The organism is Mesorhizobium sp. WSM4808, assembly GCF_055811675.1.
Genome location: NZ_JBVVQX010000003.1, coordinates 313,184 through 326,665, shown reverse-complemented (window position 1 = coordinate 326,665; position 13,482 = coordinate 313,184). Strand labels below are relative to the sequence as shown.

Genomic DNA, 13,482 nt, shown 5'->3' with positions numbered 1-13,482 from the left:
TCGTCCTGTTTCAGGTCAGTCTTGCGGGGATCAGTCCGCGCAGCGAATTGCCGACGAACAGGGACTTGGCGGATTTCAGATCGTCCAAGCTGTAGATCGCTTCGCGGGCGCGGCCTTCATCCAGAAGCTGCGCGCGCAATACACCAGGCAGCAGGCCGCAGTCGAGCCGGGGCGTGGCCAGCACGCCGTCGCCGAGATCGGCAAAGACATTGGTGATCGTGCCTTCACAGATCTCGCCGCGCTGGTTGGCCATAAGCACCTCGTCGGCCTGGGTGATGAGGTGTTCGGCGCGGGCACGCGTGTAGAGCTGTCGCCGGCTAGTCTTGTGGCGCAGCAGCGTGTCGTGCGAATCGAGCTTCGTCCGCGCCAGCCGCAGCATCCAGACCTTGTCGGCGGCGAGCGGTTCATAAGGTTGCGCCGAGGCCGTCACCTCACCATCGTGCGACAGGACGAGCCGCGTGCGCATGGCAACGCCGGAACCGCTGACCGCGGTGCTCAGTGCCTCGCCGACCGTGCCTGGATCACAGTGGAAGCCGAGCTCCGCCGCCGAGCCATAGAGGCGCGCAAGATGGCGATCGAAGCGCAGGAAGCCCGGGCCGGGTTCCCAGCGCATGGTCTCGATCAACTGAAAGTCGGCGGTGTTCCCGTCGCGAAGCGCGCTTTCAGCAGACACTCCTGATACTCCTCCTGCGCCGTCGAATCGAAGACGACGCCGCCTCCGACATTGTAGACGGCCTCGCCGCCCGAAAAGAGCGAGATGGTGCGGATCGCCACGGAAAAGCGCATCGGGCCGCCGGGCGCGATCCAGCCTATGGCGCCGCAATAGGCATCGCGGGGCGTGCCTTCCAGGTCGCGCAGGATCTCCATGGCCCGGATCTTAGGCGCGCCGGTGATCGAACCGCAAGGAAACAGCGCCGCGAAGATCTGGCGGATAGAGAGACCCGGCAGCAGTCTGGCCCTGACGTCGCTCACCATCTGGTGCACGGTAGGGTAAGTCTCGATGCGGAACAGCGCCGGCACGTCCAGCGTGCCGACCTCGCTGATCAGCGAGATATCGTTGCGCAGGAGATCGACGATCATCCGGTTTTCGGCCTGGTTCTTTTCGTCATTGCGCAGGAAGATCTTCTGCCGCTCGTCTTCGGCCTTGGTCGCGCCGCGCGGCGCCGTGCCCTTCATCGGATGCGTCTCGATCATGCCCTCGGCGTCGATCTCGAAGAACAGTTCGGGCGAGCGCGACAGCACGATGGGTTCACCGAGCGCGATCAGCGCGCCATATTTCACCGGCTGACGTTCCGTCAATGCATCGAAGGCGGCCAGCGGCTCGCCTGACCATTGCGCATGCACGGGAAAGGTCAAATTGCCCTGGTAGCAATCACCTTGCCGGATGTGCTGGTGCAGCCGCGAGAAGCGTTTTTCATAATCCTCGGGCGACCACGTCGCACGGGCGTCGAAGATCGGGCCGTTGGTCGCCGTGGTGTCGCGCGGCGGCACCGCCTCTTCGACCGGGGCATCGAAAACCCCAAGGCACACGAGTGGGGCGCGGCGTCCGTTCGGCAGCAGGGGAACGAGCTTGGGTTCGAGCAGGTAGCCCGCCTCATACGAGAAATAGCCGGCAAGCCATTTGCCTGCATCATGCGCGGCTTGTGCTGCTTCCAGAGCCGGCCCGAAATCCCCTGCTTCGTGCGCCACGATGACATCGGCCGGCCGGTCGAAAACGAGCTGGCGCGCGCTTTTGTCATTGCGAAAAATTGCGGCGGGCAGGGACATGGGACTCGTGCTGCGGTCTATGAAGCATCAACCGCTCTATATGGGGTGCCGCCCGCGCGCAATCGAGGGAACGGCACGCTGCCTCTTAAAGCCGACGTTTGGGCCAACTCAGGAACCAAGAGAAAACGGCGGCGCCGATATGGCGCCGCCGCTTGCAATCTTCAGGTCTCGCCTGGCGATCAGCTGTTGCTGGAGGTTCCGGCTGTTGGAAACTGCTTGGCGAATTCCTTCTCGTTGCCGGCTGCGATCAGCTTGGCCTGCTCGATCCAGCGTTCGCGCGCGATGCGGCCGTCGAAATTCATGACGTCCTCGATCCGTTTGATATCGGCCGCGGTCCAGGACGCGATCTGCGCGAAGCTGGTGACGCCTTGCGCCTTGAGCAGCTTCTCGTTGACCGGACCGATACCGATCAGCCGGCGCAGATTGTCGGGCTTTCCGGATGCTGGGCCGGCTGCTGGCTTGGCTGTTGCAGACTTGGTTGTTGCAGACTTGGCTGTTGCAGGTTTGCTCGTTGCAGGTTTGCTCGTCGCGGATTTGGCTGGAGCCGAGGTTTTGGTGGCGGCGGGTTTCGCCGCCGGCTTGGCAGGGACCGCCTTGCCAGGGACCGCTTTCGCAGCGGCCGGTTTGGCCGGCGCCGGCTTTGTGGCGGCGGATTTGGCTGTCGCGGGGGTCGACATCAGGGCCGCCGGCGCCTGGCTTGCCGGCTTTGCCGCGCTGCTTCCGGCGGCAGGTGCGGCCGACGCTTCACGCAGCCGGCGCTCGAGGTCGGCGCGGGTCTTGCCGCATGCATCGAGTTCGCCGGTCAGGCGGTCGCCGTCGGTGCGCAGCCTGTCGCGTTCGCTGCGTGTGCGGTCTAGGTCGCCGCGCAAGCTGTCGAGTTCACCGCGCAGGCGCCCCCAAAGGAACCAGCCGACCAACACGCCTATCAGGAACGCCAGGACCACGTAGAAAAAAGTGCCCATTGTCTCTCTCCAGTCAGATCCGTCTGCCGTGGGTCATGACCTTCGGCGAAGGACTACTCTTGGTGGTTCCGCGGTAAGCAGAACAGCCGGCTTCGGTTCGAGCTGCGGCGATCGGCTTTGCTTGCCCATGGCCAACGGCCGTTGTCGCGTTCGCCTGAGCGACACGGCCGGCTGAGATTTCTCCTCGCCGATCCGCATGCGCTCCGGCTGAGCTTGGAGCGAAGGCTATCATAGAGCTTGTGGAAAGCTATCGGAAAACTTCGGTGGAGAGTACTTCAAGAACAGATATTTAGGGTGATAGTAGAGCTGTCCCAACATGCATTCCGGCTAAACTGTTAGAGCGATGCCTGAGGGACGCGTTTCAAGCGTCGAGCGCTTCCAGCTCGTCGATCAGGCCGCTGACGACGCCAAGTCCGATCTGCCAGAAGGCGGGATCGGTGGCGTCGAGCCCGAAGGGCGCCAGAAGCTCGGAATGATGTTTGGTGCCGCCGGCGCGCAGCATTTCGAAATACTTGTCCTGAAAGCCGCGTTCGGCGTTCTGATAGACCGCGTAGAGCGAGTTCACCAGACAGTCGCCGAAAGCATAGGCATAGACATAAAAGGGCGAATGGATGAAGTGCGGGATGTAGGTCCAGAACACCTCGTAGCCTTCGCGCAGCTTGATCGCGGGACCCAGACTTTCGGCCTGCACTTCGAGCCAGAACTGGCCGAGCCTGTCGGAGGTCAGTTCGCCGTTCTTGCGTTCGGCATGCACCTTGCGCTCGAATTCATAGAAGGCAATCTGGCGCACGACCGTGTTGATCATGTCCTCGACCTTCTGGGCGAGCATGGCCTTGCGCTCGCGCCGGTCGGTGGTCTGGTCGAGCAGCGAGCGGAAGGTCAGCATCTCGCCGAAGACCGATGCCGTCTCGGCCAGCGTCAGCGGCGTCGAGGCCATCAGTGCGCCCTGGCCGCCGGCCAGCACCTGATGCACCCCATGGCCAAGCTCGTGCGCCAGCGTCATCACATCGCGCGGCTTGCCCATGTAGTTGAGCAGGACATAGGGATGCGCCGACGGCACGGTCGGATGCGCGAAGGCGCCAGGCGACTTGCCGGGCCGCACCGGCGCGTCGATCCAGTTGCGGTCGAAGAAGGTTCGCGCGATCTCGGCCATGTCGGGCGAAAAGCGCTGATAGGCGGACAGCACGGTGTTCCTGGCCTCGTCCCAGCCGATGATCGCCTGGGGCGTATCCGGCAACGGCGCGTTGCGGTCCCAGTGGTTCATCACCTCCATGCCGAGCCAGCGTGCCTTCATCGCGTAATAGCGGTGCGACAGGCGCGGATAGGCATCGCGAACGGCGGAAGCCAGGGCGTCCACCACGCTGCGCTCGACGCGGTTGGCGAGATGGCGTGAATCGGCGATGTCCTCGAAGCCGCGCCAGCGGTCGGATATTTCCTTGTCCTTGGCCAGCGTGTTGGTGATCAGCGTGAAGGTGCGCAAATTTTTGCGGAAGGTCGTGGCCAGCGCCTCGGACGCCCGGCGGCGCACCTCGCCGTCGGCGTCCTGCAAACGGTTCAGCGCCGGCTCCAGCGTCAGTTCCTCGCCGTCGATGTCGAAGCGAAGGTCGGTCATCGTCTCGTCGAACAGGCGGTTCCAGGCGCCGCGCCCGGTGATCGACTTTTCGTGGAAGAGTTGCTCGACGCGGTCCTCAAGCTGGTAGGGCTTGTCCTTGCGCAGATCGAGCACCCATGGCCGGTAGTGACCGAAGGCGGGATCGCCGGCGAGCGCGCCTTCGATCGACGCATCGTCGATCAGGTTGAGTTCGAGCGCGAAGAACAGAAGGTGCGCGCTGGCGTCGGTCATCTTCTCCTGGACGTCGCCATAGAGCTTGGCGCGCTGGGGATCGGCGGTGTTTCCGGCATAAACCAGACCCGCATAGGAGACGATGCGGCCGATCAGTTCCTCCAGCGCTTCGTAGGCGACGAGCGCCTCGCCCAGCCTGCCGGCGCTGCCGCGCTCGGCCTCGGCGGCCAGCGTGCCCTTCCAGCGGCTTTCGAAGCTGACCGCGTCAGTGGCGGCCTTGGCGATGTCGCGCTTCAGTTCTGGCGCGTCCATGCCGGCATAGAGGTCGGCAAGGTTCCATTCCGGCAGGTCGCCCAGCTCGGCCGCGCCCTGACCGGACGCCGGCGCCGCCAGCCGCCGTGCGGAACCCATGTGCCCAGAATCCTTATGCATTGCCGACACCTTCCGTGGCCAAGGTTCGAGGGGAAACGAGAAGCCGGTCAAATCCTAAGGAATTCATTCACCGGGTTTTTTGAAACCTTATTTAGAACCCTGTGCCAAGATGGTCCACAGGGCAGGATTCCTCGGGCGGGCATAGTCGTATCAGTCATGACAGGTTCCATACTCATAGTCGATGACGATCCGGTGCAACGCCGGCTGCTCGAAGCGGCGGTGACGCGGTTCGGCTACAGCGCAATCGTCGTCGACGGCGGCGCGGCCGCTCTCGATATCCTCGATGGACCCGGCGCCCGCGAGGTGTCGGTGGTCATCCTCGATCTGGTCATGCCCGGTCTCGACGGTATCGGCGTGCTGAAGGCGATGCGCGAGCGCGATATCCACGTGCCGGCCATCGTGCAGACCGCGCAGGGCGGCATCGAGACCGTGGTTTCGGCGATGCGTCATGGCGCCTTCGATTTCGTCGTCAAGCCGGCGTCTCCCGACAGGCTGCAGGCGTCGATCGGCAATGCGCTCAAGGTCGAGGCCGTCGAGGGCGAGGTCAAGCGCACGTCGCGCCGGCGCGGCGGCCTCCTGACCTTCAAGGACATGATCACGCACAGCCCGGCCATGGACAGGGTGATCCGCCTTGGCCAGAAAGCGGCGGCATCCAACATCCCGATCCTGATCGAGGGCGAGTCCGGCGTCGGCAAGGAACTGGTAGCGCGCGCCATCCAGGGCAGTGGCGACCGCCGCTCGAAACCCTTCGTCACCGTCAATTGCGGCGCCATCCCCGACAATCTGGTCGAATCGATCCTGTTCGGCCATGAGAAGGGCTCGTTCACCGGCGCCACCGACAAGCACACGGGCAAGTTCGTCGAAGCGCATTCGGGCACACTGTTCCTCGACGAGATCGGCGACCTGCCGCTCGACGTGCAGGTCAAGCTGTTGCGCGCGGTCCAGGACGGCGAGGTCGATCCGGTCGGCGGACGATCGACCGTCAGGGTCGACATCAGGCTGATTTCGGCGACGCACCGCAACCTCCTGCAGCAGGTCAAGGACGGCAAGTTCCGCGAGGATCTGTTCTATCGGCTGAACGTCTACCCGATCTTCGTGCCGCCGCTGCGCGACCGCCGCGACGACATCCCCTATCTGGTCACCCATTTCATGGAGAAGGTGGCGCCGGCCGACCCGCACCGTCGCCTGCAGGGTATTTCGGCGGCAGCGCTCGCCGTGCTGCAAGCCTATGACTGGCCTGGAAACATCCGGCAGCTCGAAAATGCCGTCTTCCGGGCCTCGGTGCTTTGCGAAGGCGATGTGCTTTCCGCCGAGGACTTCCCGCAGATACGGGCGCAAGTGGAAGGCACCGTCAACCTGGATATGGACGGCGATGCGCCGGCGCCCTCGCAGTCTTTGCAGGAGCGCGATGACGAAGCCTTGCCCGGCGAGGGCGGCCCAGCAATCGCGTTCGATCCGCCGGCAAGGCTGCAGCCTCGCTTCGGCACGTTGCGGGCGCTCGACGAGCGCGGCAATGTGCGGGCACTGGCCGATGTCGAACTCGAGATGATCAAGCTTGCCATCGATCACTACAACGGACAGATGAGCGAAGTCGCCCGCCGACTCGGGATCGGTCGCTCGACGCTCTATCGCAAGCTCAAGGAACACGGCATCGATCCGGAGACGGGCCGCGTAGACCGGCTCGCCTCCTAAGGGCGATGCCGGGCTGAGCTTCGGAATCCGGCTTGCCACAAAGGCCGACGCCAGCTTGCAATGCCACAGCAGGCCTTGTATCGCCGTTTCGGCGGCATTGTGGCTGTGTCATGGACAGCTCTGTTCACGCATTAAGGCTAACGGTAACAGATCGTGTTCGGGCCGAAGGCGGAAATCTGATCTAAACCAGCGGTTTACCAAGAAACCTTGTGAACAATTTTTGACGGGATATCGCCACGGTGTTACCGCATTTCGGCTTCAATAAGCGATGATTAACCATTAGGATCGATATTCGGGTGTGGTAATGCCACATCCGTTTGGACAAATCCGGGGACAAACGGCAGCCTGCAAGGCCTTTTGATTTGAACAGAATCGAACGACACACAAACAGGCGGCACCATCATTTGAGCGTCTGGCCGAAGTGGCTGGCAGTGTTGGTTGTCGCTTTTGGTTTTGTTGCCGCGGCTGCGAGCGGAGCCAGCGCCGAAACACGGTCGCTGAAGCTTTATCATCTCCACACCCACGAGAAGGCCGAGATCGTCTACAAGCGCAACGGCCGCTACGTTCCCGAGGGTCTCAGGAAGATCAACATCATTTTGCGCGACTGGCGTCGCAACGAGCCGACCAAGATGGATCCGCGCCTGCTGGATCTGGTCTGGGAAGCGTATCGGGAAGCCGGCGCCACGGACTACATCCAGGTCATCTGCGGCTATCGCTCGCCGTCGACGAACTCGATGCTGCGCGGCCGCAGCAGGGGCGTCGCCGAGAAGAGCCAGCATATGCTCGGCAAGGCGATGGATTTCTACATCCCCGGCGTGCCGCTGAAGAAGCTGCGCAACATCGGTCTCAAGATGCAGGGCGGCGGCGTCGGCTACTATCCGTCATCTGGTTCGCCGTTCGTCCACATGGATGTCGGCAATGTGCGCCATTGGCCCGGTATCAGCCGGCAGGAACTGGTCAGCCTGTTCCCCAACGGCAAGACGCTGCATGTGCCGAGCGACGGCAGGCCGCTGCCCGGCTTTGAGCAGGCGCTCGCCTCCTACAAGGCGCGCAAGGGTTCAGGCTCGCCGGCCACCGAGATGGCCAGCGCCGGCGGCAGCGGCAAGAAATCAGGTGGCTTCCTGTCGGCTTTCTTCGGTGGCGGCGGCGACGACGAGGCCGACGACAGCGCCGATGTCCAGACCGCTTCGGCCGCCCCTCCGCCCAAAGCGAGAAACCTGAAGCCGGCAGCGGCAGCCAAGACCAGCAACCTCCCGGGCATTGCCATCGTGGCGCCGGAGAATGCGCGGCGCGCCGAGATTCCGCAGGTGGCCGAGCAGCAGGCTCCGGAGCCGGAAGAGGACACGCCGGAGACGATCATCGCCGCATTGCCGGCCCGAAGCGTTCCGCTGCCGGATTTCGCACCGCGGCCGAAAGCCGATGTCGGCGCTCAGCAGCCTGAGAATGTTCCTTTTGCGATGGCGGAGGCGACAGCCACCACCGAGCAGGCCGTGGCGACCGCGCATGCGCCGGCGAGCGTTCCTTTCGGCGTGGCCGATGCAACGGCTTCGGCTAATCCGGCCCAGGTCGCGGTCAACAACATACCGTTGCCGACATGGCGTCCCGACAATTCGCTGCCGGCCGCTTTGGCTGCGCCGCCCAGCAAGGATGTGCTGATGGCGCTGGCCGAGACGGCCGATCAAAGCAAGACCGCGACCGATGCGTTCTCGGTGCTGCCGACGGCGCGGCCCGAGATGGCCAGGCCGGATGCGGTCAAGGCCGTGCTCGACCAAGCCAATGCCCAGGTCGGTGCGGCCGATTACCAGCTTGCTTCCTTGTCCGGATCCGAGCCGCGTTCGGCGTTCAACGATCCGGGCACCAACGCCGCATCGCCGCGCGATGCTGTCGTTGCCCGCCCGGTCGGTTCCGATCCGGCCGCCGCGATCGGCGCCGGCGTCAAGACGACCCGCAAGGAATCGAGAGCCACCGCCCGCGACCTGAAGCCAGGCCCCAAGGCCATGGTGGTTGCAGCCGCACCGCAGGCCGCCCGCTGGGCATTGACCAGCGGCGAGCATGTCGCCACCGTTTCAAGCGCGACGACGGCGCCGGGCTACGCCTACAGCATCGTGCACACGCCGCCGAGCGAGGTCTACACGGCCGGCTTCCAGCCGAGCAGCCAGGTGGCCGATGCCAACCGCTTCACCGGCAACGCCGTCAAGTTCATGTCGGTAGCCCGCTTCCAGACCAAATGACGGCAGATCAATCGGCAAAGCCGCGCCGGGCAACCAGCGCGGCTTTTTGCTGTTCAGCGAACCGGGCCAGCCTGCACGGTCACGCTCGGCTGAACTTCTCGTGAAGCCGGAACGGTCGGCCTATTCCCTGGGTTAACATAGGTTCGTTCAAACCCGGGGAGATCCATGAAGAACATCCTATTGGCATCGGTCATCGCATTGGCAACCGCTTCGGCGGCCATCGCCCCTACGCAGGCCGAGACCGTTGTCGTCAAAACTCATGACCATATGCACATGAAGAAGCACTGCCGGACCAAGGTGGTCACAAGCTGGAAGCATCACCACAGGGTGGTTGAAAAGGTCCGGGTCTGCAGCTGATCAGCTTCGGAGCCGATTTGGCAAACCCGGTCGACGCGAGTCGGCCGGGTTTCTTCATGCGTGGCCGAGGCCTTATTTCGCAAGCTTGCTCGCGGCGCGCGCCAGGGCTTCGATCTCGTCCCACTTGCCGGCCTTGACGAGGTCGTCGGGCGCCACCCAGGAGCCGCCGACGCAGACCACGTTGGGCAGGCTGAGATAGTCGGCCGCGTTCTTGGCCGAGATGCCGCCGGTCGGGCAGAATTTCACATCGGCGAGCGGCGAGGCAAAGGCTTTCAGCGAAGCGATGCCGCCCGACTGCTCGGCCGGGAAGAATTTCAGGAAGCGCAAGCCGGCTTCCCGTGCAGCCATGATCTCGCCGGGCGTGATGGCGCCGGGCAGCAACGGAACATCGCTGCCGGCGGCTGCCGACAGAAGCTCGCGGGTGATGCCGGGGCTGACGATGAAGCGCGAGCCCGCGGCAGCCGCCTCTTCGAACTGCCTGGCATCGAGAATGGTGCCGGCGCCGACGATGGCGTCCTCGACTTCCCCAGCGACCCGCCGGATCGCTTCCAGCGCATCGGCGGTCCTCAGCGTGATCTCGATTGCCGGCAGGCCGCCGCGCGCCAGCGCGCGCGCCAGCGGCACGGCATTGGCGATATCAGAGATCTTCAGCACCGGGATGACCGGCTGGCCGTTGAGGAGCGACAGGAGTTTTTCGGTCTTGCTGGGCATGTGTCTCTCCGTGGCGTGGGCAATTCAACCGATTAGCAGAAGGCCGTTTTCCTGTCCACGAAACCGGCCGTGTCGCGATGTCACGCGTCGCCCATGCCCGCCAAGTTTAGTGCGGCTGCCAGCCCGGCGGTGCGACTGCCTTCTCAGGATAGGAATTTTTTCTTGACTCGCTGATCTCAGCTATGGTATAAATTCGCCCATGGTGCAGATTTGCGCCCGTGACCTCCGAACAGGATGCCTGCTTTGCCTTGAATAGGCTTTCGTGAGCGTCTAGTGGCTTCGGCAATGACATCACTTCCACCCTTCCGCGTCGCAGCGCTCTACCGGTTTGCCCGGCTCGACGCTTTCGAGGAACTGCGCGCGCCGCTCGCCGCCTTCTGCTGCGGGCGCGGCATCAAGGGCACGCTGCTGCTGGCGCATGAAGGCATCAACGGCACCGTCGCCGGCAGCGAGGCGGCAATTGCCGAACTGATCTTGTATCTCGAAGCCATCGAAGGGTTGGCGGGCCTCGAGGTCAAGTACAGCGCAGCCGCGGACATGCCGTTCCACCGCATGAAGGTGCGGCTGAAGCGCGAGATCGTCACCATGGGTGTCGATGACATCGATCCTTCGAAAAGTGCCGGCACCTATGTCGCGCCGGCCGACTGGAACGCGCTGATTTCGCAGCCCGACACTGTCATCATCGACACGCGCAACGCCTACGAGGTGTCGATCGGCACATTCAGGGGTGCGATCGACCCGGCCACCGCAAGCTTTCGCGAGTTCCCGGCCTGGGTGGAGGCGCACCGGGCGGAGCTCGAAGGCCGCAAGGTGGCGATGTTCTGCACCGGCGGTATTCGCTGCGAGAAGGCAACCGCCTATGTCAAATCGCTCGGCCTCGAGGATGTCTTCCATCTCAAGGGTGGCATCCTCAAATACCTCGAAGAGGTCCCCGCCGAACAGAGCCTCTGGCAAGGCGAGTGCTTCGTCTTCGACGAGCGCGTTTCGGTGTCGCACGGCCTCGCCGAGGGCGAAGCGGAACTGTGCCGCGCCTGCCGCCACCCGCTGACACCGGGCGACCTGACGTCGCCCAAATTCGCCGCCGGTATTTCCTGCCCTCATTGTTTCGATGCGCGTTCGAACGAGGACCGCCAGCGTTATGCCGAGCGCCAGCGCCAGGTCGAGCTTGCGCAGGCGCGGGGCAGAGAGCCGCATATCGGCTCCTGATCCAGGCATCGAGCTGCTGCAAAGCGGCCGCCTGTCATTGCAATGTCAAGTTTCGGGACCTACGTCTTCGACGTTCGAAACCTGCCCGTTCGGCCGGGCAAATCCTGGAGGCACTGAATGTTCGATCCCAAGAAGCTTCTCGACGATCTGCTCGGCTCGCAAATCCCCGGCACCAGCGGCACCGTCCGCGACAAGGCGGGGCAGGCCGTGCAGATGGCCAAGGACAATCCGCTGGCCGCCGGCGCACTGGCCGCCGTGCTGCTTGGAACTGGTGCCGGTCGTAACGTGACGGGCGCCGCGGTGAAGCTTGGCGGACTGGCTGCCATCGGCGGCCTCGCCTACAAGGCCTACCAGAACTACAAGGCCGGCAACGCACCCGCCGAAGCACCGGCGGCCGGCGAACCGGAATTGCTGCCGCCGCCCAAGGACACCGCCTTCCACCCGTCGCAGGCGCCGCAAGGCGAGGACGAATTCACGCTGACCCTGATACGGGCGATGATCTCGGCGGCAAAAGCCGATGGCCATATCGACGATGAAGAGCGCCAGAAGATCGCCGGCAAGCTCAGCCTGGCCGGCATAGACTCCGATGCTGAAAAGTTCCTGATGGCGGAGCTGGCAAGCCCGCTCGACCTCGACACGCTGGTCGCCGGCGCCAAGACCGATGCGCAGAAGCTCGAACTCTACACGGCGTCGCGCCTGACCATCGATCCCGACACCCGCGCCGAGCGTGGCTATCTCGACCTGCTTGCCGGCCGGCTCGGCCTGCCGGACGCGCTGGTCGACCATGTCGAGGCAACGGTTTCGGCGGCCAAGGTGCCGGCCAAGGCAGGAACTTCACCCAATCCGCGCTGGTAGGCCAAAACGGCACAGGAGGCGCTTTCCGGGTTAACCTCTCGTTAACCCAGCAAGCGCATCATTCAACACAGTCGGATCGGCTTTTCCTCCTCCCAAGCCCGGTTCAGATCAGGGGCGGTCGCCAATGGCCGCCCTTTTTGTCGGCCCGATCGGATGGACACGCTTGCCATCTCCGCCGTCATTTGCGATGCCTTCCTTTTTCGAGCCAAACCCCTGAAAATCAGTCGAGCAAGCGCAGCGCTGCCGGAGGACAACAGCCATGACCGAGCAAAGAACCGCCATCGTCACCGGGGCCGGCACGGGCATCGGCAAGAGCGTCGCCACGGCGCTGCTCAAGAACGGCTGGAACACGGTATTTTGCGGGCGCCGCAAGTCGGTGCTGGACGCTGCGGTCGCCGAGGCCGGCCGCAACGACGCCAAGGCCTTGGCGGTAGCCTGCGATATCAGCAAGGCAGGCGAGGTCGACGATCTGTTCGAGACCGTGGCGGCGGCCTTCGGCCGTGTCGACCTGCTCTTCAACAATGCCGGCATGGGCTACAAATCGACGCCGATCGACGAGATACCGGTCGAAGTGTGGAACGATATCGTCGGCGTCAATCTCACCGGTTCGTTCCTGTGTGCCCGTGCCGCCTTTGGCGCCATGCGCAAGCAGAAGCCGATGGGTGGCCGCATCATCAACAACGGTTCGGTGTCGGCCTATGCGCCACGCCCGGGCTCGGTGCCCTACACGGCGACCAAGCATGCCATCACAGGACTGACCAAGACGCTGGCGCTCGACGGCCGGCCCTATGACATCGCCTGCGGCCAGATCGACATCGGCAATGCGCTGACCGATATGGCGCAGCCGATGACGGTCGGCGTGCCGCAGGCCAACGGCTCCATATCAGCCGAAGCGGTGATGGATGTTCAGCGCGTCGCCGACGCCGTCGTCCACATGGCCAGCCTGCCGCTCGACGCCAACGTGCTGTTCATGACCGTCATGGCGACCAAGATGCCGTTTGTCGGGCGTGGGTAGTCATTCTCCCAGTAGCTCTGTGCCGGGCAGATAGAGCGCGATAGGACGGATCTCGTAGACGGCGGTCGGATTGACGCGACGAAAGTCGCGCGCGATAGCGATGGCATCGTCCCGCGTCGGGCAGTCGACGACATAGAGGCCGAGAAGCTGTTCCTTGGTTTCGGCGAAGGGGCCGTCGACGATCATGCCGTCGCGCAAGGTGCAGGCCGATTGTGTCGCGCCAAGCCGCGCCGACGGGCCAAGGCTGCCGTCGGCATAGAACCCTTCATGGATCTTGAGCAAGTCAGCCATCAGCGCCGTATCTTCCTGCGGCGTCAGCGCCTTGATTGCGTCTTCCACATGATAGGCAAGGATTGCATAGAACATCCGATGTCACCCCCACTTCGATCCTGATCCGAGGACCGTAGCCGTTCTCGACATGCACGCCCAGTCTTGGCCGCGCGCCTCCGGACGGCTCATGACACCGTCATG

At 64.0% G+C, this 13,482-nt stretch carries 12 protein-coding genes; 6 read left to right on the top strand and 6 right to left on the bottom strand.

Annotated features, from left to right (window positions below; genetic code table 11):
• Positions 1–10 precede the first annotated feature (10 nt).
• The 4 genes from AC0L2U_RS06870 to AC0L2U_RS06855 all read right to left on the bottom strand — a co-directional run bounded on the left by AC0L2U_RS06870 (position 11) and on the right by AC0L2U_RS06855 (position 4,923).
• Positions 11–673 carry an aminotransferase class IV family protein gene (locus AC0L2U_RS06870; protein WP_127809392.1) on the bottom strand — a complete coding sequence of 221 codons (663 nt, stop codon included), beginning with the start codon at positions 671–673 and terminating at the stop codon, positions 11–13.
• Positions 622–1,767 carry an aminodeoxychorismate synthase component I gene (locus AC0L2U_RS06865; protein WP_127809393.1) on the bottom strand — a complete coding sequence of 382 codons (1,146 nt, stop codon included), beginning with the start codon at positions 1,765–1,767 and terminating at the stop codon, positions 622–624. The genes AC0L2U_RS06870 and AC0L2U_RS06865 overlap by 52 nt, the downstream gene beginning before the upstream one ends.
• A gap of 179 nt (positions 1,768–1,946) precedes the next feature.
• A complete protein-coding gene (locus AC0L2U_RS06860; protein ID WP_127809394.1) occupies positions 1,947–2,729 on the bottom strand; it encodes a proton-conducting membrane transporter in 783 nt (260 codons plus the stop codon).
• A 361-nt stretch (positions 2,730–3,090) separates the two neighbouring features.
• A complete protein-coding gene (locus AC0L2U_RS06855) occupies positions 3,091–4,923 on the bottom strand; it encodes a M3 family oligoendopeptidase (RefSeq protein WP_127809395.1) in 1,833 nt (610 codons plus the stop codon).
• Between the two features lie 177 nt (positions 4,924–5,100).
• Between AC0L2U_RS06855 and AC0L2U_RS06850 the strand changes: the two genes are divergently transcribed.
• The 3 genes from AC0L2U_RS06850 to AC0L2U_RS06840 all read left to right on the top strand — a co-directional run bounded on the left by AC0L2U_RS06850 (position 5,101) and on the right by AC0L2U_RS06840 (position 9,224).
• Positions 5,101–6,636: a sigma-54-dependent transcriptional regulator gene (locus AC0L2U_RS06850; RefSeq protein WP_127322720.1), complete on the top strand. Its 1,536-nt coding sequence runs from the start codon at positions 5,101–5,103 to the stop codon at positions 6,634–6,636.
• Positions 6,637–7,040: 404 nt separating this feature from the next.
• Positions 7,041–8,867, top strand: a complete 1,827-nt coding sequence (locus AC0L2U_RS06845) for a peptidoglycan L,D-endopeptidase MepK (RefSeq protein ID WP_473601614.1) — start codon at positions 7,041–7,043, stop codon at positions 8,865–8,867.
• Between the two features lie 165 nt (positions 8,868–9,032).
• Positions 9,033–9,224 (top strand): hypothetical protein, encoded by a 192-nt coding sequence (locus tag AC0L2U_RS06840; RefSeq protein ID WP_127381652.1) that lies wholly within the window; start codon positions 9,033–9,035, stop codon positions 9,222–9,224.
• A gap of 72 nt (positions 9,225–9,296) precedes the next feature.
• On the opposite strand, the gene AC0L2U_RS06835 is transcribed toward AC0L2U_RS06840, so the two are convergent.
• Positions 9,297–9,935, bottom strand: a complete 639-nt coding sequence (locus tag AC0L2U_RS06835; RefSeq protein WP_256745494.1) for a 2-dehydro-3-deoxy-phosphogluconate aldolase — start codon at positions 9,933–9,935, stop codon at positions 9,297–9,299.
• A gap of 285 nt (positions 9,936–10,220) precedes the next feature.
• On the opposite strand from AC0L2U_RS06835, the gene trhO reads away from it, so the two are divergent.
• The 3 genes from trhO (at position 10,221) to AC0L2U_RS06820 (ending at position 13,011) form a co-directional block, all read left to right on the top strand.
• On the top strand, positions 10,221–11,141 hold the full coding sequence (gene trhO, locus AC0L2U_RS06830) for an oxygen-dependent tRNA uridine(34) hydroxylase TrhO (RefSeq protein WP_473601613.1): 921 nt from the start codon (positions 10,221–10,223) through the stop codon (positions 11,139–11,141).
• A gap of 117 nt (positions 11,142–11,258) precedes the next feature.
• The gene (locus AC0L2U_RS06825; protein ID WP_127809400.1) at positions 11,259–11,996 is read left to right on the top strand and encodes a tellurite resistance TerB family protein; all 738 of its coding nucleotides are present in this window, start codon (positions 11,259–11,261) and stop codon (positions 11,994–11,996) included.
• Positions 11,997–12,255: 259 nt separating this feature from the next.
• Complete coding sequence (locus AC0L2U_RS06820; RefSeq protein WP_128288437.1) at positions 12,256–13,011, top strand: SDR family oxidoreductase; 756 nt, start codon at positions 12,256–12,258, stop codon at positions 13,009–13,011.
• On the opposite strand, the gene AC0L2U_RS06815 is transcribed toward AC0L2U_RS06820, so the two are convergent.
• Entirely contained in the window at positions 13,012–13,377 is a 366-nt protein-coding gene (locus AC0L2U_RS06815; protein ID WP_128288436.1) for a YciI family protein, read from the bottom strand.
• Positions 13,378–13,482 lie beyond the last annotated feature (105 nt).